The organism is Lyngbya sp. CCY1209, from assembly GCF_055795065.1.
The window spans coordinates 1-17253 of sequence record NZ_JAYFER010000484.1 but is presented as its reverse complement, the minus strand read 5'-3'; the positions used below and the strand labels follow the sequence as shown (position 1 = coordinate 17253).

Annotated in this window: 15 protein-coding genes; 8 read left to right on the top strand and 7 right to left on the bottom strand. The window is 53.9% G+C overall.

Annotation, left to right across the window (positions count from 1 at the left end; translation table 11 throughout):
- Window positions 1-559: 559 nt before the first annotated feature.
- A complete protein-coding gene (locus AC0QHF_RS15380; protein WP_324705109.1) occupies window positions 560-1033 on the bottom strand; it encodes a universal stress protein in 474 nt (157 codons plus the stop codon).
- 164 nt (window positions 1034-1197) lie between these two features.
- Here AC0QHF_RS15380 and leuB point away from each other — a divergent pair, with 164 nt between their 5' ends.
- Window positions 1198-2292 (top strand): 3-isopropylmalate dehydrogenase, encoded by a 1095-nt coding sequence (leuB, locus tag AC0QHF_RS15375; protein WP_324705108.1) that lies wholly within the window; start codon window positions 1198-1200, stop codon window positions 2290-2292.
- Between the two features lie 151 nt (window positions 2293-2443).
- Window positions 2444-3037: a peptidoglycan-binding domain-containing protein gene (locus tag AC0QHF_RS15370; protein WP_324705107.1), complete on the top strand. Its 594-nt coding sequence runs from the start codon at window positions 2444-2446 to the stop codon at window positions 3035-3037.
- An 82-nt stretch (window positions 3038-3119) separates the two neighbouring features.
- Here the strand turns inward: AC0QHF_RS15370 and AC0QHF_RS15365 are convergent, their stop codons facing one another.
- The 3 genes from AC0QHF_RS15365 to rpaB all read right to left on the bottom strand — a co-directional run bounded on the left by AC0QHF_RS15365 (window position 3120) and on the right by rpaB (window position 6569).
- Window positions 3120-3548 carry a PPC domain-containing DNA-binding protein gene (locus AC0QHF_RS15365; protein WP_324705106.1) on the bottom strand — a complete coding sequence of 143 codons (429 nt, stop codon included), beginning with the start codon at window positions 3546-3548 and terminating at the stop codon, window positions 3120-3122.
- Between the two features lie 2 nt (window positions 3549-3550).
- A complete protein-coding gene (locus AC0QHF_RS15360; protein ID WP_324705105.1) occupies window positions 3551-5404 on the bottom strand; it encodes a glycoside hydrolase family 9 protein in 1854 nt (617 codons plus the stop codon).
- A gap of 403 nt (window positions 5405-5807) precedes the next feature.
- Entirely contained in the window at window positions 5808-6569 is a 762-nt protein-coding gene (gene rpaB / locus AC0QHF_RS15355) for a response regulator transcription factor RpaB (protein WP_324705104.1), read from the bottom strand.
- A 433-nt stretch (window positions 6570-7002) separates the two neighbouring features.
- On the opposite strand from rpaB, the gene AC0QHF_RS15350 reads away from it, so the two are divergent.
- On the top strand, window positions 7003-7155 hold the full coding sequence (locus AC0QHF_RS15350) for a hypothetical protein (protein ID WP_324705103.1): 153 nt from the start codon (window positions 7003-7005) through the stop codon (window positions 7153-7155).
- 11 nt (window positions 7156-7166) lie between these two features.
- Here AC0QHF_RS15350 and AC0QHF_RS15345 read toward each other — a convergent pair whose 3' ends face one another.
- Complete coding sequence (locus AC0QHF_RS15345; RefSeq protein WP_324705102.1) at window positions 7167-8966, bottom strand: SLC13 family permease; 1800 nt, start codon at window positions 8964-8966, stop codon at window positions 7167-7169.
- 197 nt (window positions 8967-9163) lie between these two features.
- The gene (locus AC0QHF_RS15340; protein ID WP_324705101.1) at window positions 9164-11239 is read right to left on the bottom strand and encodes an elongation factor G; all 2076 of its coding nucleotides are present in this window, start codon (window positions 11237-11239) and stop codon (window positions 9164-9166) included.
- A 585-nt stretch (window positions 11240-11824) separates the two neighbouring features.
- On the opposite strand from AC0QHF_RS15340, the gene AC0QHF_RS15335 reads away from it, so the two are divergent.
- The gene (locus AC0QHF_RS15335) at window positions 11825-12640 is read left to right on the top strand and encodes an SAM hydrolase/SAM-dependent halogenase family protein (RefSeq protein ID WP_324705100.1); all 816 of its coding nucleotides are present in this window, start codon (window positions 11825-11827) and stop codon (window positions 12638-12640) included.
- Between the two features lie 351 nt (window positions 12641-12991).
- Window positions 12992-13417, top strand: a complete 426-nt coding sequence (locus tag AC0QHF_RS15330; protein WP_324705099.1) for a universal stress protein — start codon at window positions 12992-12994, stop codon at window positions 13415-13417.
- Between the two features lie 137 nt (window positions 13418-13554).
- Here AC0QHF_RS15330 and AC0QHF_RS15325 read toward each other — a convergent pair whose 3' ends face one another.
- Complete coding sequence (locus AC0QHF_RS15325; protein ID WP_324705098.1) at window positions 13555-15147, bottom strand: tetratricopeptide repeat protein; 1593 nt, start codon at window positions 15145-15147, stop codon at window positions 13555-13557.
- Window positions 15148-15358: 211 nt separating this feature from the next.
- Between AC0QHF_RS15325 and hisF the strand changes: the two genes are divergently transcribed.
- The 3 genes from hisF to AC0QHF_RS15310 all read left to right on the top strand — a co-directional run.
- Complete coding sequence (hisF, locus tag AC0QHF_RS15320; RefSeq protein WP_324705097.1) at window positions 15359-16144, top strand: imidazole glycerol phosphate synthase subunit HisF; 786 nt, start codon at window positions 15359-15361, stop codon at window positions 16142-16144.
- A gap of 106 nt (window positions 16145-16250) precedes the next feature.
- Window positions 16251-16454, top strand: a complete 204-nt coding sequence (locus AC0QHF_RS15315) for a hypothetical protein (RefSeq protein ID WP_324705096.1) — start codon at window positions 16251-16253, stop codon at window positions 16452-16454.
- Between the two features lie 104 nt (window positions 16455-16558).
- On the top strand, window positions 16559-17253 hold a 695-nt coding region (locus AC0QHF_RS15310), incomplete at its 3' end, for an RNA-guided endonuclease InsQ/TnpB family protein (protein WP_324705095.1).

Sequence of the window (17253 nt, the reverse complement as noted above, 5' to 3'; positions counted from 1 at the left end):
GAAAAGGGGGACTTTGATTTCGCCTCAACAACTGATATTCGATCCCCCTAAATCCCCCTTGAAAAGGGGGACTTTGAGTTCGCTATATTTGCAAGTTTAATTTCATCACGATCTTGATTTTTCACATATTCTTGGATGACGGGTTGCAGTGTCAAAATGGCATCGGAGTTTTCGATCTTCGTTTCGAGCAAACTGCGCTTTCTCAAAGATTGTACCGCTTTTAAATAGATCGCAGATAATCATGACATCTAAAGTTTAAAAAATCTTGTTGCGATCGCCCCTTAATATTGAGAAACCGGGTTTCTAAAACTATCTCGGTAAGGATAAGGAGATTCTCAGAGAAACCCGGTTTCTTGCCACTTCCCAAAGTGCGATCGCCCGTTAATATTGAGAAACCGGGTTTCTTCCCAAAACTTAGGTGAGGATGCAAAGATTCTCGTAGAAACCGGGTTTATTGCTACTTCTATAGCGCCCCAATTTAACCTTAAAAATTATCGTAAGTTCCGCGAATTTTTTTCAAAAAAAGACCCCGTAAAAAAGGCGATATCCCCCCAATTTACTAATCGTCGGGATGCTGGACGATCAACACAGAACACTTGAGATGGTGGACGACGTGGTTGCTGACGCTACCCAAAAACAATTCCGCCAACTCCGATCGCCCCCGACGCCCGAGAACCACCAAATCCGCATCCCAACCCAACGCGATTTCCCGAATCCAATATCCGGCTTCGCCGATCTCGTACTCAAATTCAGCCTCGATGTCCTCTTGTTCGCACCGGTCCACAAACTCCTGCAACCACGTTTTCACCGCGTTCACTTCTTTCTGAACCAATTCTTGCTGAACTTTAGCCGCCCGCCCCAACCCCTGTCCGTACAGGTCGCCGGACGATCCGAAAGCCAGGGGAGACACCCCCACACAGTGAAAAATCTTCAGCCGCGCCCCTTCGACTTTCGCCAGGTGGAGGGCTTTGCGAAAGACGGCTTCGCTTTGAGAAGAGCGATCGACGGCTACCAAAATTCGATGATATTCCATTGTCCGAACCAAACGTACCTTGGCTCAATCATACTCCTTTATACGAAGTTCGGAAAATATCAGAATCCGTTTTTTCAAACAATTCTAACCGACACGATCTGAGATCGACCCCGCATCTGATATGATCGGATGTTGCAATCGAGAGCGACAGACCCAACCGTAATATGACCCAGCACTACCGCATCACCCTCCTTTCCGGCGACGGCATCGGCCCCGAAATTATGGCGGTGGCGGTAGATGTCCTCAACGCCGTCGGCCAACAATTGGACCTGACTTTTGAATTTCGAGAGGCGTTGATGGGCGGCGCGGCGATCGACGCCACGGGGGAACCCCTGCCGGAGGAAACTTTGACCGCCTGCCGCGACAGCGATGCGGTTTTGCTGGCCGCCATCGGGGGTTACAAGTGGGACAATTTGCCGCGCCACCAGCGGCCCGAGACGGGACTGTTGGGACTGCGGGCGGGTCTGGGGTTGTTCGCCAACCTGCGTCCGGCGACGATTCTGCCCCACCTGGTTGACGCCTCGTCCCTGAAGCGGGAGATCGTGGACGGGGTGGATATCATGGTGGTGCGGGAACTCACCGGGGGCGTTTATTTCGGCCAGCCCAAGGGAATTTTTGAGACGGAGACGGGGGAAAAGCGCGGCGTCAATACGATGGCCTACACCGAGTCGGAGATCGATCGCATCGGGCGGGTGGGGTTTGAAACCGCACAAAAACGGGGCGGCAAGCTGTGTTCCGTCGATAAGGCAAACGTCCTGGACGTCTCCCAACTGTGGCGCGATCGCATCACCGAGCTCTCTACAGACTACCCCGACGTCGAACTCTCCCATCTCTACGTCGATAACGCGGCCATGCAACTGGTGCGCCGGCCCAAACAGTTCGATACCATCGTCACGGGCAACCTCTTCGGCGACATCCTCTCCGACGCCGCCGCCATGCTGACGGGGAGTATCGGGATGTTGCCCTCGGCGAGTTTGGGGGCGTCCGGACCCGGGCTGTTTGAACCCGTCCACGGTTCCGCCCCGGATATCGCTGGACAGGATAAAGCCAACCCCCTCGCCCAGGTGTTGAGTGCGGCGATGATGTTGCGCTACGGTTTGGACGCGCCGGAAGCGAGCGATCGCATCGAAAAAGCGGTGTTGAAAGTGCTCGACTGGGGCTACCGCACGGGGGATATTATGTCGGAAGGCATGAAAGCCGTCGGCTGTCGGGAAATGGGAGAAATGCTGCTGAAAGCGTTGGAAACCGACGCGGGTTGAGGGCGCGATCGCCCGTCCCGCAGGCATCCGAACCCGACATCGCGACTCGCGGCGATCGGGCGATCGTCCATTTTCAGTCAAATTGACCGGAAAATTCCCGGATCACTCAAGCAATCAGGGGTACTTCTCTAAAAGTGAAGGAGCAAAATTCATGGTTGCTTACAATTACACTTCAGAACAATTGGGTGATGCCCTGCGGGGATTGGGATACCTGCAAAACAATGAACCCCTTCTGGAAGGAGTCAAGAAATTCAAACAGGATTACGGCTTCGGTGACGATGCCATCCTGAACGATGAAGTCCGAATGAAAGTGGCGGAAATTATCCTCGATCTGAAACTTTATCTGAATCTCGCCGCCGAGCTTGAAAAACCGCTCGGTCGCCATCCCCAATTCGCACACCTATACGGATTTCGGACGACTGAAGCAGTCCGACAGTTTCAAAAGATTGAAAATCTGTACGAGACGGGGATTGCCGTTCAGTCCCTTCGCATGAAAATAGAGGAAAAAGCGAAACAGAAACTCAAAACAATTGAAAAAGCCTGGATATTAGTTACCAAACAAAATGTCAATCTGATGTCTTCAGTTGAGGATCGAAAATACTACGATTTTCGCCCCAGAGATTGGGGTCATGGAAATGATAAGGAATTTAAAGCTGAAAACTTACCCGCCGAATGGTTTGCCCGTCCGCGAAATCTGATCGTGAACTTTGAAAAAGAAGAACCGACCTGGAAACAACTCTCCTAGCTGTCTGTCGGAGAGTTGACCGCATCACCCGGGTTCAAAAATGAGTTGATCGGGGCGGGCGATCGCCCGCCCCCATCGATGCTCAAACCGGGGGTTCGGAAATGGGAAATACACCCAATTCTTTGAACCCGGTTCCCTCATCCCACACCCGTTTGAATCGCACCTCCGGTATCAACCCGATCGCCAATTCTAGGGTCGTGTAAACCTCGCACCCGTACACCACATGACCCCCCCTGCACTCGCCCCGGGAATTGGCGACGGTCATATGTAAATGGACGGCATCTTCCCCGAGGGTTCCAGAAAGCGTCAAAATTTCGTGCTTTCCCGGCAATTCTGCGGGGGTTTCTTCCCCGGCAAATCTCAGGCAAACCTTCGACAAACTCCCCACCGCACCGAGGATGAAACCGGCGCCGATCGCTTCTTTTTTTGCGATCTGTTCCAGTTCCCGGCGGACATCCGCCCCCGGGGAAAGTCTCAATGCCACCGTTTCCAACGTTCCTCGCACAATCATGGTTATTCCGAACCCACAAAATTGGACAGCAGTTTGATATAACTACTTTGATAATAAATGGCCGGTTCGGTGATTTCCCAAGATTTTTGCTTCGGATCGTTTTCATCAAAGTATGACTTCATGCGCGGTTCGCCAGCGGGCGGTTTCGCCTCTCCGGTATAACTGTGATTCGGTCCCCCCGTCAAATAACCCGGCGCCGGCCCGCTGGGAGAGGTCAAAGCGTTGTCGTAGATGCCACCTCCGAACCATTCGTGATAAATTTCATTGGCGGATTTCTCAGCACCGTATTCGTACATATTGCTCAGATAAACCATATTGAGGGGATTGACGCCGTGCACATAATTAATGTGAGCTAAAGCGCGGGATTTGTAACTCTCTCGGTTATTCGGGTCGATGTCGTACAGCAGGGCATCATAATTCGTATTGCCATAATTGGATTCAACTTGGTTGCTTCCCCAGTGATATTGGGGGTCGGTCATGTAAGCCCGGTAAGGGTCGAGACTGGGATTCAATCCGTAGGAAAGTTTGTTGTTGACAACCATTTGGGCAAAGCGATCGCGGATCTGTTTTTTGAGGGCTTCATCCCCCTTTTGAAGTCGGGTATAAAACAGCATGGCATCCCCTTCTAAGGGTTCGTATCTCGACCAAGTATCCTCATTAAATGCCCGGGTCGCGCCGATATTTTCCCGGATGGCATCTTCGTATTTCTGCTCTCCGGTCAGGGCAAATAAGTAAACCCCGGAAGCCACCGATCGCGCTTTCTGCTCCTCGATACTTCGATCCGCATCTCCCGCTTTAATTGTCTGGGAATCACATTCGCCGCTTTTGGGATTTTTTTCATACCAATTCCAGGCTGCGATCGCCCGTTTTTGCAGATCTTCGGCGTAGGATTTCAAAGCCGGAAATTCCTGAAAAACCAGGGCGGCGTGGGCGAACATTCCCGCCGTCGCGATACTGGCGGAGGAACATTTGGGCGCGTAGTATCGGGGGCGTTTGTCGAGGCTGGGGCGACGGGCGGAATTGTAATCGATCGTTCCCAGTTTGATGAAGACTCCCCCATCATCGTCCTGCATTCGCTTCAGCCAATCCAATTCAAATTTGAGTTCGTCGATCAGATCGGGGATGTTATTTCCCGATTCCGGGATGTTGAAATCGTCCGTCCAAATTTCCGGGTTTTGGGAGTAAGCGCTCAAGAGTTGGTGAACGGGTTGGTTGGCAAATGTGACGTACTTGTTGGTATCTCCGGCGTCGAACCAACCGCCGCGCATATCCCGGGCGAGTTCGGGGTTATCTTTGTCATAGACAAATCGGGCTTCCGTGTCCTGTCCCGGCCCGAGAAACGCCGCCCCGTCGGTCCACCTCGGATCGGCGTAGGGTTCTTGTTTGGGAAAGCCGCTGCGCTGATAATAATAGGTGCGGGTGGCTGCGATCAAAACATCTCGGTAAACGTCCTCGGCGATGTCGAATTCAAACGATCGCTCCCCCGTTTCCCCATCCAAAATGTAGTAGGACCCCGGTTTCCGCACCTCCGAAAAGTCGAACCACCAGGCGCGATCGCCCGATTGGGAATGCACCTGGCCGTCCATCCACGGCGTGATCGTCCCAGAATAAACCTTTTGCTCGGAGTCGGCATCCCAAACTTCGTAGGTCGTCCCGGGGGAGACTTCTTCTTCGCCATTGAACCCCACTTCCGGATCGACGATCACCGCCACTTTGGGGTCTTGGGGACGATAACCGAACTGGTCAACCCGGATGTAGCTTTCGGGTTGAATGTCTGCCTGAGTGCCGGCGTTACAGTTGGTGACGGCAAACACCAGGGCGATCGTCAAGAAAAAACAAGTGAAAAATTTGAGCATGGTTTTAATCACGGCGATTCGAGTTGACCGGCTACGCGCCCACCTGATTCAGTTTTGCACACTCTCGGGCCGATCGCCACTTTCGAGGGCGTAGGGTGTAGGGTGTAGGGTGTAGGCGGGGAGCAAGGGTAAGGACAAAAGGGTCAAGGTCAATTGTCCCCAGGAGCGAAGAGAGCCACCACTCTGTTTTCAAATTGACGATCCGGATTTGATCTGACAATTGAAACCCACCCCGGATATCGACTTCGATGAAATCGCCGGGATGGGAAAATTCGGTTGTATTCAAGTGGCTTCAATTTTTGCGGACGAGTTCCGCCCTCAAACAAAATTTATCAAATTGAAAAAATTGGCAAATCAATTAAATGTCGGACATTTCAAAAGCGGTCTGTTTTGGAAAACCGGACTAGGCCCCGATCGCCTCTTCGACGGGGGCGAGCCGCTGGGACGAATAGCCGATTCCCCGCACGGTGAGAATGTACTCGGGGTTGCGCTGGTCCGTTTCGATTTTGGCCCGCAACCGCGCCACGTGGACGTCCACCACCCGCATATCGGCGATGCGACGGGGGGCGTATCCCCACAGTTGTTGCAGGATGTCGGAACGGGAAACCGCTTCTCCGGAATGCTTGAACAGCAGTTCGAGCAAATTGAACTCGATGTAGGTGAGCGGAATCAGTTTGTCCCCTTTGTACACCCGCCGTTTCACCGTGTCGATCCGCAGGGTGTCCACCTGGATCACTTCGGGACTGAGTTCTTGGGGAAGCGTCGTATCTTTGAAACGGCGCAGGATCGCCTGGATGCGAGCTTCCAACTCTTTCGGAGAAAAGGGTTTGGTCAGGTAGTCGTCTGCACCGAGTTCCAAACCCGTGATGCGATCGGCCACGTCTCCCAAGGCGGTCAACATGATGATGGGCACATCTGAAATGGCTCGGATTTTTTGACACACCCCGTATCCGTTGAGCTTCGGCATCATGACATCCAAAACCACCAGGTCGGGACTTTCTCGCTCGAACAGGTCGATGGCCTGATGGCCGTCGGCGGCGGCGACGACCCCGTAACCCACCATCGAGAGGCGGGTGGTCAAAATGCGCCGGATGGCTGATTCATCGTCGGCGATGAGAATTTTGTCGGGATTGCGCCGTTCGTCGAGTCGTGCTTGTACGGTCATGTTTGCTCCCACTTCTAGTATTTGATGGATCGGCTTTGAGCCAGGCCGGCGAGGGTGCTTTGGCCCCCCGGCCGCCTGTCGGACAGGACATTGACGGCTATGATAACATACGTTTTCGTAATGTTATCAAATTTTCTTCAAACTTCTTAACAATCCGTCTTGTTTTGAAAAAAAAGTTTACAAAAATATGAGTATTGACTCTCGTCTTTACAAATTAATATATGAGATGGAGGGCGCTTTTACAAGCGACTGCTATTATCGATGAACTATCGGCATTGATTGTCAAAAATGTGATCTAATTGAAACCATGCCCAATCCATTCCTAGGGGTCAGGATTCCTTCTGAGGTACACGAAGCACTCATGGCGCGGGTAACAATAACGGGACAATCAAAGTCAGATCTGGTCATTAATGCTTTGAGGGCCTACCTGGGAATGTCCCCTCAGCAGGAAAAGCTTGAAGAATTGGAAGTGAGACTCTCGGCTTTGGAGCTGAAGCTGGAACAGTTGACCCAAGAATCTCACATCCACCATCACAACCACCGTCCCGACATTCACTACCGGCCCCCTCAGACATCTGAGGAATAAAGGTGGTTGATTTACCGGGGGGACAGTCCGTAAAACCCAGCGATCGCCAGGGGAATAAAAATGGCCATCAACAGGGTCAGGAAAACGCCGACCCGCGTGAAATCGTAGAACTTATATCCGCCGGGACTGTAAACCATCGTATTGGTTTGGTAGCCGATGGGAGTCATGAAACTGCACGAAGCGGCCAGGGTGACGGCGAACATGAAAGCATAGGGGTTGAGTTGCAAGGTTTCGGCCACTTTAACGGCGATGGGAATCATCAACAGCACCGCCGCGTTGTTCGACAAAATTTCCGTCAGCAGGACGGTGATGATGAAGAAAAATGTCAACACCCAGTAGCCCGAAAGGTTCCCCCCGATCGCCACCAGGTTGTCAGCCAGCCATTGGGTAGCCCCGGAATTTTCCATCGCAATTCCCAGGGGAATCAATCCGGCCAACAGAAAAATCACATCCCAGCGGACGGCCCCGTAAATTTCCCCGGGTTTGAGACAGCCGGTGGCCACCATCAGGATCACGCCGGCCAAGGCACCGACCATGATGGGGACGACATTGAAAGCAGCCAAGCCGACGACGCCCACCGTAATGGCGATCGCGATCCCAGCTTTATTCTGCCGCAAATTTTCCACATTGCGCTGTTCGAGAACCAACAGTTCCCGGGTGGTTTGCAAACCGATAAAACTCTGTTTCGGACCCTGCACCAGCAGCAAATCCCCGAACCGGAGGGGAATTTTCCCCAACCGTCCCTGCACCAATTCCGCCCCGCGGCGGATCGCCAAAACGGTAGCATTGTAGCGCTGTCGGAACCGCAGATCCTTCAACGTCGTCCCGATCAGGCGGGAGTTGGAAAGAATCAAAACTTCCGCTATTTTTTCCTCCCCGGAACTGAGCACTTCCTGCAACGAATCTTCCCGAAACTTGACATCGGGCAAAATATCCAAACCCCGTTCCTCGCGAATTTTAAGCAGGTCATCGCGGGTGCTGCGGATAATTAAAATATCCCCCGGTTTCAAAACCTTGTCGCCCAACGGTTGGGGCAGGTGTATCTTGTTGCGGACTAACTCCAAAACGTCGAGGTCAAACTTGCGTTGAATCTCACTCTGACCCAGGCTTTGTCCCACCAAACTCGATCGCTCCGTGACCACCACCTCGCTGAGATATTCCTGCAATTTGTAGCCTTCCCCCATCAAATCTTGGCTGTTAGACTTGCGTTTTGGTAGGAAGCGGGGGGCAATAAAAGTAATGTAAAATAATCCCAAAACAAAGCTCAACAACCCAACCCGGGTAAACTGAAAAATGTGGAAGGTTCCGTAACCGAGTTGTTCGGACAAACCGCTGGCTAAAATATTGGTCGAAGTGCCGATGACGGTGATCATCCCACCCAAAATTGAAGCATAGGAGAGGGGAATCAACAATTTTGAGGGGGAGGTTTTTTGTTGATTGCACCAATCTTCGATAATGGGCAGAAAAATGGCGACGACCGCCGTGTTATTGATGAAAGCGGAAATCGGCCCCACCAAAATTCCCATCACGAACAACTGCTGGTTGGCATTGTTTCCCCCCCATTTCATCAGGCGATCGCGGACAATTTGAATCACCCCCGTGCGGGTAATCCCGGCACTGAGAATAAACATGGCCATCACGGTGATGGTGGCGGCGTTGCCGAAGCCGGAAATCCCTTCTTCCGGCGTCACCAACCCCAGCATCATTAACAGGACCGTGACGGCGATCGCGGTCAGATCGACGGGCAACCATTCGACGACAAAACTGATCAGGGCGAGAATGAGGATCGAGAGGGTGAGGACAATTTCCATCTGAGGGCTTTGAATCGGAGGACGGGATTGAGTATCTCGCCGAACGTTGCGATCGGCTTAGACCATCATACTGACATCCAAAGCTGAAATCAGAGAAGTCCGGCAGACCCAATTTTAGACAATTTCCCCCTGCAAACGCCCGGGAACCCAGAATTTGGTAGGGGCGCAAGGCACGGCGCCCCCCCTGCCATCTCAGACTATTTCGACTTGCCGTTGCCGTCGCCTTCTTCGGCAAAGGTCGCCAGAACCCGTTCGGCCAGCTTGTCCGGCACTTCCTGGAGGTGGTCGAATTTCCAGTTGAAGTAGCCGACGCCCATCGTGAGCGATCGCAACTCGACGATCAGATCCTGCATTTCCGCCTGGGGCAGGTAGGCCGAAACCCGGTCCCACCCTTTCCAGTCCGCGATCGGTTCGTAGCCCAAAATTTGGCCGCGGCGGGTGGTGATCAACTGGAACAGTTGGGAGGTGAACTCGTTGGGGGCGCACACCTCCACCGAGGCGATGGGTTCGAGCAAGGTGGGGTTGCACTCGGCCATCCCCGTCTGCATGGCCAGCCGCGCCGCCTGTTTGAACGCCTGTTCGGAACTGTCAACGGAGTGGTAAGAGCCGTTGGTGAGCGTCACGGAGACATCCACCACCGGGAATCCCAGGGGCCCCTGTTCCAGGTACTCCCGCACGCCGATTTCCACGCCGGGGATGTACTGTTTCGGCACCACGCCGCCGACGATGGTTTCGCTGAAGTTGAACCCTTCGCCGCGGGGCAGGGGGGTGATGTCGAGGTAGACGTCCCCAAACTGTCCGTGCCCGCCGCTCTGGTGCTTGTAGCGCCCGTGGGAGCTGGTGTTGCCGCGGATGGTTTCCTTGTAGGGAATCCGGGGCGCGTGGGTGGTCATGGGCAGATTGTACTTGCGGCGCAGGCGATCGAGGGTGACGCGCAGGTGAATTTCGCCCTGTCCCCAGAGGATGACTTCGTGGGTGTCGCCCTGCTGTTCCCAGGCGAGGGAGGGATCTTCCTCCATCATTTTACTGAGGGCCGCGCTGAGTTTGACTTCATCTTTGCGGTTTTCGGGGGCGATCGCCAACGCGAAGACGGGGGGCAGAACCTCGGCTTTCGGCAGGGGATCTTTGAGGCGATCAGGTTCCGTGGTCAGGGTGTCGCCGGTTTGGATGCCCTCCATCCGGGCGAGGGCGACGATTTCCCCGGTTTTCGCGGTCTGGACACCTTGGGTTTGCTGTCCCATCAGGCGGTACATCCCCGCCGCCCGGATGCCGTTGAGGACGATGCCTTCGGTCAGTTCCCCCTGCCAGACCCGCACCAGGGAGAGTTTGCCGCCCTGGGGGGTGTAGAAGGTTTTCAGAACTTGGGCGATGGGGAAGTCGTCTTTGGCTTTGAGTCCCCGCCGTTCGGCCGTCAGGCCGGGTTCGGGAGCCTCCCGCACCAGGGCATCGAGGAGCGATCGCACCCCGTATTCCAACTCCGCCGCCCCCAAAAAGACGGGGACGATCAGATCGGCGCCCAACTCCATTTTCAAATCTGTGACGATTTCTTCCTGGGGCGGTTCGATCTCTTCGAGGAGTTCTTCTAGTAAGTGGTCGTCGAAGTTGGAGAGTTCCTCCAACATTTCCTGACGGGCCATGTGTTCCAACTCTTTGAGGTCTTCGGGCATCGGCACCGGGTCGGAGGGTGCGCCGGGGTGGTAGTGGTAGGCCTGTTCCGTCACCAAGTCGATAAAACCGACCAATTCAGACCCCTTGGCGATCGGGTATTGCTGCGGCACGATCGGGCGGGCGGACACCGTTTTTAGGGCGTTCAACAACTCTAAAAAGTTGGTCGTGCAGCCCTCTTCGTCGTCGAAGGCGCGATCCATTTTATTGATGAAGACGATGTGGGGGATTTCCCAGTCGTCGAGGAACTTGAAAATGGGGGATAGGGTGAGGATGCGGCTCGGGTCGGCTTCGCAGACGATGACGGCTAGTCCGGCTCCGATCAAAGCGTTGTAGGTTTCTTGGGCAAATTCCACCGAACCCGGGCAGTCGAGGAAGGTAAAGTGAATGCCGCCGTACTCGGTACTGGCGGCATTCACTTCGACGCTCATATCGCGATCGCGAGCCTCGGCGACACCGTCCCCCAGGCGGTTGCCCTCTTTAACCGTCCCTTTGCGGGTGACGGCTCCGGTTGCGAACAACAGGCTCTCCAGCAGGGCGGTTTTGCCGCTCAAATAGGGGCCGACAATTGCGACATTACGGTTTTCTGAAGTGACGTTATTTTTCATCGGAAGATCTCCTCAAGGAAGAACATCATCTGAGATTTAATAAGGTTCCGAAATTGGACACGGCGATCGCAAAACGCGACCCGAAAACATTAAGATTTGGTTAAGATTACAAATCGGTCAAATTGGGTATTGACGGATACAACAAATGATGATACTTAATGCCGGTCTGGCTCTGCGACCGCGCTCCTGGGTTCGGAATTGAAATCCACGTTCGATGCTCTTTCAACAATGGTTATACAGTACAGAATGGCTCATCCCCCTTCCAACGCCGATGAAGTTAATACAGTCTCAATGCAAATGTTGGAGATCGAGATTAGCCTCCCTCTTAATTTAGAATGTTTTGCCCCCGAGTTAACGTCCCGTTAATCAAAAAAAACATTATTAACTTTTTTGGCGTTTTGTAAAGGAATGTTGCCAACCCCCCGCCTCCGCCGAGACAATCAGACCGTACAGTTTGGTCTAAATGCGGGCGGGAGTGGCTGGGGAGGAGTCCGGCGATCGCGGCTTTTGTGGCGCATCCCGGATCGGAGTGCGATCGCATCTCAATCTCCCGCTATTGTAATATTCAGCGTTCGCAATCTTGCCATGTCTCCATCCCGGATCGTCACCCTACTCACGGATTTTGGCCTCAACGATGTCTACGTCGGCATCATGAAAGGCGTCGTCGCCCAGATCGACCCCACCCTCACCGTCATCGACCTCACCCACGAGATCCCCCCCCAAAATATCATAGCCGGACGGTTTTGTCTGATCAACGCTTACCCCTACTTTCCCGAGGGCACCGTTCACGTCGCCGTCATCGATCCCGGCGTGGGCACCCGGCGGCGGGCGATCGCGATCCAACTGTCCACCGGCTATCTCGTCGGACCGGATAACGGCTTGTTGGGCGGTCTTATCAAACAACAGGAAATCATCACCGCCATCGAATTGAACAACCCCGACTATTGGCGAACTCCGAACCCCAGCACCACCTTTCACGGCCGGGATATTTTCACCCCCGCCGGCGCCCACCTCGCCCGCGGCGTTCCCATTGAAAAATTGGGGACGCCCATCGATCGCGACACCCTCGCCGACCTTTCCTTACCCGATCCAAAACAAACAAAAAACATCATCGCAGGCTGCATCCAACATATCGATCGCTTCGGCAATTTAATTACAAATATTCCGGGCGATCGGGTGGCGGGAACATCCTGGACGGTGACATTTCCCACCTCCCCCAGACCCACCGTCATTCCCAGTCGCAAAACCTACGGCGACATCCACCCCGGCAGCCTCCTGACCCTGATCGGTTCCCACGGCTGGGTGGAAATTGCCGCCAACGGAGACAGCGCCCAATTGCAATTGGAGCTCAACTGGGGGGCAAAAGTTGAGATTCACCTGGATGCCAATTCAACACCCTGAAAACCGATGATTATATCCATGATTCCAAAGATTGACCCGGATCAAAAACCCTTGTACTGCCGTTATATTTTCGGATCAAGCAATTCTGCATAAGTAATGATGCCGATTCCAATTGCTTCGACAAGGCGATGGCGCGCGACAGACTAATTGATGACGATTTCTCCGTCAGGAAATGACCGGCGATATTTGCCCGAGCCGACCTCTGGAATTGAAAATAATATAGCATTTCTCCCGCCGATGAGGTACGATCGGGAATCAAAGTCCCCCTTGTGAAGGGGGATTTAGGGGGATCGTTCCCATCGGATGCGATCGCCAATTGCCAGAGATTGAAAAATTAGAGAAAAAATTAATATGAATTGGCTTCAAAAAACAGCAGTCCTCGTCCCGACAGATTTCTCCGATCTGTCTTTCGGCGCCCTCGAACCCGCCCGAGAATTTGTCAAAGATATCTCCCAAGTTCACGTCCTGCACGTCTTGCCGAAATTGCACCCCGCCGAACCGGGGATGGTTTGGAAAGCCGTCAGTTCCGAATCCCGCCGACAACACGCCGAAGCCGCCCTGAAAACCCAATTGCAGGAACGCGGCTACGAGGGGGTTCAAATTCAAATTGCGATCGGCACTCCCAGCCATGAAATTGTAGACTATGCAAAAGATAAGGGCATCGAATTGATCGTCATGCCCACCCACGGCTACACGGGGGTTAAACGGGTTTTGATCGGGTCGGTGGCCGGACAGGTGGCCCGCCTCGCCCACTGTCCGGTTTTGCTATTACATTAGCCCCCAATTTTGGGGGAGGGGAGTGCAAATTAGCCCTCACCCCCAACCCCTCTCCCAATTTGGGGCGAGGGGAGTGCAATCAATAATCTGTGTAATCTGCGTAATCTGCGGACGGAAATAGGAGCTCGCATCACCGTTCAACGATAATCGGTATCAGTTTCTCGAAATCGTCGCAAAAACTCGATAATATCCCGATCGCCCGGATTGATGCGTAACGCCTGCATGGCGGCGGTTCTGGCCTCCCGATCGCGGTTGAGTCGGGCCAAAGCGATCGCCTTCCCGAACCACCCCCGGGCATTATTAGCATCAATTTCAATGGCGCGACTGTAGGCATTGAGGGCTTCCCCATACCGCCTCAACTCCATCAAAATCGCCCCTTTCAACACCCAAACCTCCCCCAATTCGGGGTCGAGATCGAGGACATTTTCCACCGATACCATCGCCCCCTCATAATTTCCGAGGCGAAATAAAGCCTCCCCCCGGGCCATCAAAGCCGGGATAAAATCGGGTTTGAGAGCGATCGCGCGATCATAAGATTCCGCCGCCCCCCGGTAGTCCCGCCGCCGGTTCATCAGCAGGTTTCCCCGCAAATACCAGATCCCGTAATCCTCCGGTTTGATTTCGATCAGGCGATCAAAAGATTGCAACGCCTCATCCGTCCGGTTCAGGGACATCAATACCGCCCCGCGATCGCGCCATGCCGGATAAAAGTTGGGATGGAGTTGGGTGGCGCGATCGTAGGATTGCATCGCTTCATCGTACCGCCCCAAGGAAGATAACGCATTCCCCCGACCGTACCAAGCCGGGTAAAAATCCGCCTGCAAAGCGATCGCCCGTTCAAAGGCTTCCAACGCCTCCCGCCACCGTTCCAAGCGATATAATTGGTTTCCCCGGTTCGTCCAATCCACCGCACTGAAGCGATCGTCCACTTCCGGAACTTGCAAATATCGCGAAATAGCCTCCAATTCTTCGGCCGTGGGACTCGGCGGTTCGCCGCTGCTGACGTTCAAATTGAGTCGAATTCCGGCCTGCAAAAATCGCCGAATCGGAATCCCCGCACTGTACCCCACCAAAACGCGATCGCTCATTCGCGTCGTTTCATCGTAGAGGATCTGACCCTCCGTCATCCCGTGGATGCCGATCACCCGGCCCTCGGTATCCAAAATCGGTGCCCCGCTCATTCCCAACCCCGTCAAATTGGTATAAAACAAATCGTAACCCCGGGAAAAGGGTTCTTTCACGAAGGCGAGTTTGTAGGCTTCGCTCACCAGCAACCCGGCGGTAAATTGGCGATCGCGGGATTCCGGCCAGCCGGAAATAAAAATATGTCGCGAGTCGGCATCATAGTTATAATCGGCAATTTCGGCGACGGGATAGGTGCGATCGCTCTCGAATTGCAACAAAGCTAAATCGATTCCCGGCAATTTGATCACGCGATCGTAATTGAGGGGATACCGTTCCCCGCCGTCGGTGACGATGGTGTATTCGTCGGGACTGCGAACGACGTGGTTGGCGGTAAGGACGTAGTAAACATTATTTTCCCTGGCAATAATCACCCCGGAACCGGGATTGATGCCGTCGATGCGGACGGTGATGCGGCGGCTGAGGCGATCGATTTGGTCCGCCATCAGCGCGATCGCATTTCCTGAAAATATCAATATCGCCGCCATTCCGACAATAGCCGCACTCAACCCCTTCCGAATTCGCTTCATCCCCAACCTTCCGAACATCTGCGACATTCCCTACTTCTGATCAGAGGCGATCGATCCGGTTCCGACAGCAAATTCCCGTTATGGAATTTGTGGAATTTATGGAATTTTAGATTTTAGATTTTAGATTTTAGATTTTCCCCCATCCCCGACTCCCGACTCCCGACTCCCGATTCCCTCTTCATATAAACTGTATAGGGAAAAATTTTTCCCCGATGTTTGAGGAACTGCGATGCTGGCGAAACGAATTTTGCCCTGTCTGGATGTGAAGGCGGGCCGGGTGGTCAAGGGTGTCAACTTTGTCGATCTCAAGGATGCCGGAGATCCGGTGGAATTGGCCGCCGCCTACAACGAGGCGGGGGCCGATGAGTTGGTGTTTCTGGACATCACCGCCACCCACGAAGACCGGGACATCATCATCGATGTGGTCTACCGGACCGCCGAACAGGTGTTCATCCCCCTCACCGTCGGGGGGGGTATCCAAAACTTAGAGATAATTAAAAATTTGTTAAGGGCGGGGGCCGATAAGGTCAGTATCAACTCGGCGGCGGTTCGCGACCCGGAATTTATCAATCGGGCGAGCGATCGCTTCGGTGCCCAGTGTATTGTAGTCGCGATCGACGCCCGCCGCCGCACCGACCCGGAAAATCCCGGTTGGGACGTTTTCGTGCGGGGAGGCCGGGAAAATACGGGCTTGGACGCGATCGCCTGGGCGCAGGAAGTGACGAAACGGGGCGCGGGAGAGCTTCTGGTGACGAGTATGGACGCGGACGGAACCCAAGCCGGCTACGACCTGGAATTGACCCGAACCATCGCCGAAACTGTCGAAATTCCGGTGATCGCGTCGGGGGGGGCGGGCACCTGCGGGCACATCTACGAAGCCCTGACCCAGGGACGGGCCGAAGCCGCCCTGCTGGCCTCCCTCTTACATTACGGACAGTTAAGCGTCTCGGAAATCAAATCTTATCTGGCCGACCGCCAGATCCCGACCCGAAATCTCGACCCGCAACCCCTGTAAGTTCCTCCCCTCGGGGGGTTGCTCGCACCGCCCGAGGAAATTTTTGAATCTCGGCTCAGTTACAAAACTCCTGTTAGAATAGAGGAAATGTTACGAAACGTAACTTATGCTGATTCCTATTCTAATAATTGACGTCGCCCTGGTGGCCTGGTCCGTGCATCTGATGCAGCAAGCCGCCCGCTATCGGGAGTTTTCCTTCGTCCTGGCGGGGATTTTGGTGGCCATTTCCGCCGCCGCGATGGTCGTGGTTTACTTTCTCATGGGGTCCTGTATCGACCACCTCACCCAGATCTCCCATCACGGAAGATGACTCGATACGTTTGGAAGCCCTGTCGCTTTAGCGCAGGGAGGAAAAACGAACGGCGACTTGAGTCGCCTTGGTGTATTATGTTCATATGTGAGTATTTTTGACTCGTGAAGCAGGTCTTAACCGTAGTTGGCAAGATTCAACCGACCCCGAAGCAAACCTCTAATCTTGAGGCGACGCTTCAGGCGTTCGCTGATGCTTGCAACTATGCCAACCAGGAGGTTAACCCTAAAACCACTAATTTTCTGGGTGTTGACCTGGGACGAACTGACATCGCGGTTACGTCCGATGGTCAAAAGTGGAGTGGTGAGCCAGTCAAAAATACTCGTGACAAATTGGCTCGTGTTCGAGCGTCGATTCAAAGGAAGGGCACGAAAGGGGCAAAACGCCTCCTGAAACGGCTGTCCGGCAAAGAACGGCGCTTTCAAGTCTGGGTGAACCATAGGATCAGCAGACGCATTGTAGATACAGCCGCGGCGCTGAACGCCACCATTGTTTTGGAAGATTTGACTGGTATCAGAGAACGCACCAACAAACAGCGGCGCAGTCCAACTGAACGTCGTCGCTCCAATAGTTGGGCGTTTTATCAAATGAGGCAGTTTCTGACCTATAAAGCACTGGTGGCAGGCATCCCTTTGATGACGATCAATCCGGCCTACACGTCGCAAACCTGTCATTGCTGCCTTCATATTGGAGAGCGCAGCGGCAAACGGTTCAAATGCAGCAACTGTGGTTGGATTGGTGATGCCGATTATAATGGTTCGCTCATGATTGCTATTTCTGGGGGCGCTGCAAGCCGTCC

Excerpts from the sequence above, each read along its gene's own strand:
- AC0QHF_RS15330 (WP_324705099.1), top strand. The coding sequence starts at position 12,992 with ATGAATTGGCTTCAAAAAACAGCAGTCCTCGTCCCGACAGATTTCTCC.
- AC0QHF_RS15365 (WP_324705106.1), bottom strand. The coding sequence starts at position 3,548 with ATGATTGTGCGAGGAACGTTGGAAACGGTGGCATTGAGACTTTCCCCG.
- AC0QHF_RS15315 (WP_324705096.1), top strand. The coding sequence starts at position 16,251 with ATGCTGATTCCTATTCTAATAATTGACGTCGCCCTGGTGGCCTGGTCC.
- AC0QHF_RS15360 (WP_324705105.1), bottom strand. The coding sequence starts at position 5,404 with ATGCTCAAATTTTTCACTTGTTTTTTCTTGACGATCGCCCTGGTGTTT.
- AC0QHF_RS15350 (WP_324705103.1), top strand. The coding sequence starts at position 7,003 with ATGTCCCCTCAGCAGGAAAAGCTTGAAGAATTGGAAGTGAGACTCTCG.
- leuB (WP_324705108.1), top strand. The coding sequence starts at position 1,198 with ATGACCCAGCACTACCGCATCACCCTCCTTTCCGGCGACGGCATCGGC.
- AC0QHF_RS15345 (WP_324705102.1), bottom strand. The coding sequence starts at position 8,966 with ATGGAAATTGTCCTCACCCTCTCGATCCTCATTCTCGCCCTGATCAGT.
- hisF (WP_324705097.1), top strand. The coding sequence starts at position 15,359 with ATGCTGGCGAAACGAATTTTGCCCTGTCTGGATGTGAAGGCGGGCCGG.
- AC0QHF_RS15325 (WP_324705098.1), bottom strand. The coding sequence starts at position 15,147 with ATGTTCGGAAGGTTGGGGATGAAGCGAATTCGGAAGGGGTTGAGTGCG.
- AC0QHF_RS15340 (WP_324705101.1), bottom strand. The coding sequence starts at position 11,239 with ATGAAAAATAACGTCACTTCAGAAAACCGTAATGTCGCAATTGTCGGC.
- AC0QHF_RS15335 (WP_324705100.1), top strand. The coding sequence starts at position 11,825 with ATGTCTCCATCCCGGATCGTCACCCTACTCACGGATTTTGGCCTCAAC.
- AC0QHF_RS15370 (WP_324705107.1), top strand. The coding sequence starts at position 2,444 with ATGGTTGCTTACAATTACACTTCAGAACAATTGGGTGATGCCCTGCGG.
- rpaB (WP_324705104.1), bottom strand. The coding sequence starts at position 6,569 with ATGACCGTACAAGCACGACTCGACGAACGGCGCAATCCCGACAAAATT.
- AC0QHF_RS15380 (WP_324705109.1), bottom strand. The coding sequence starts at position 1,033 with ATGGAATATCATCGAATTTTGGTAGCCGTCGATCGCTCTTCTCAAAGC.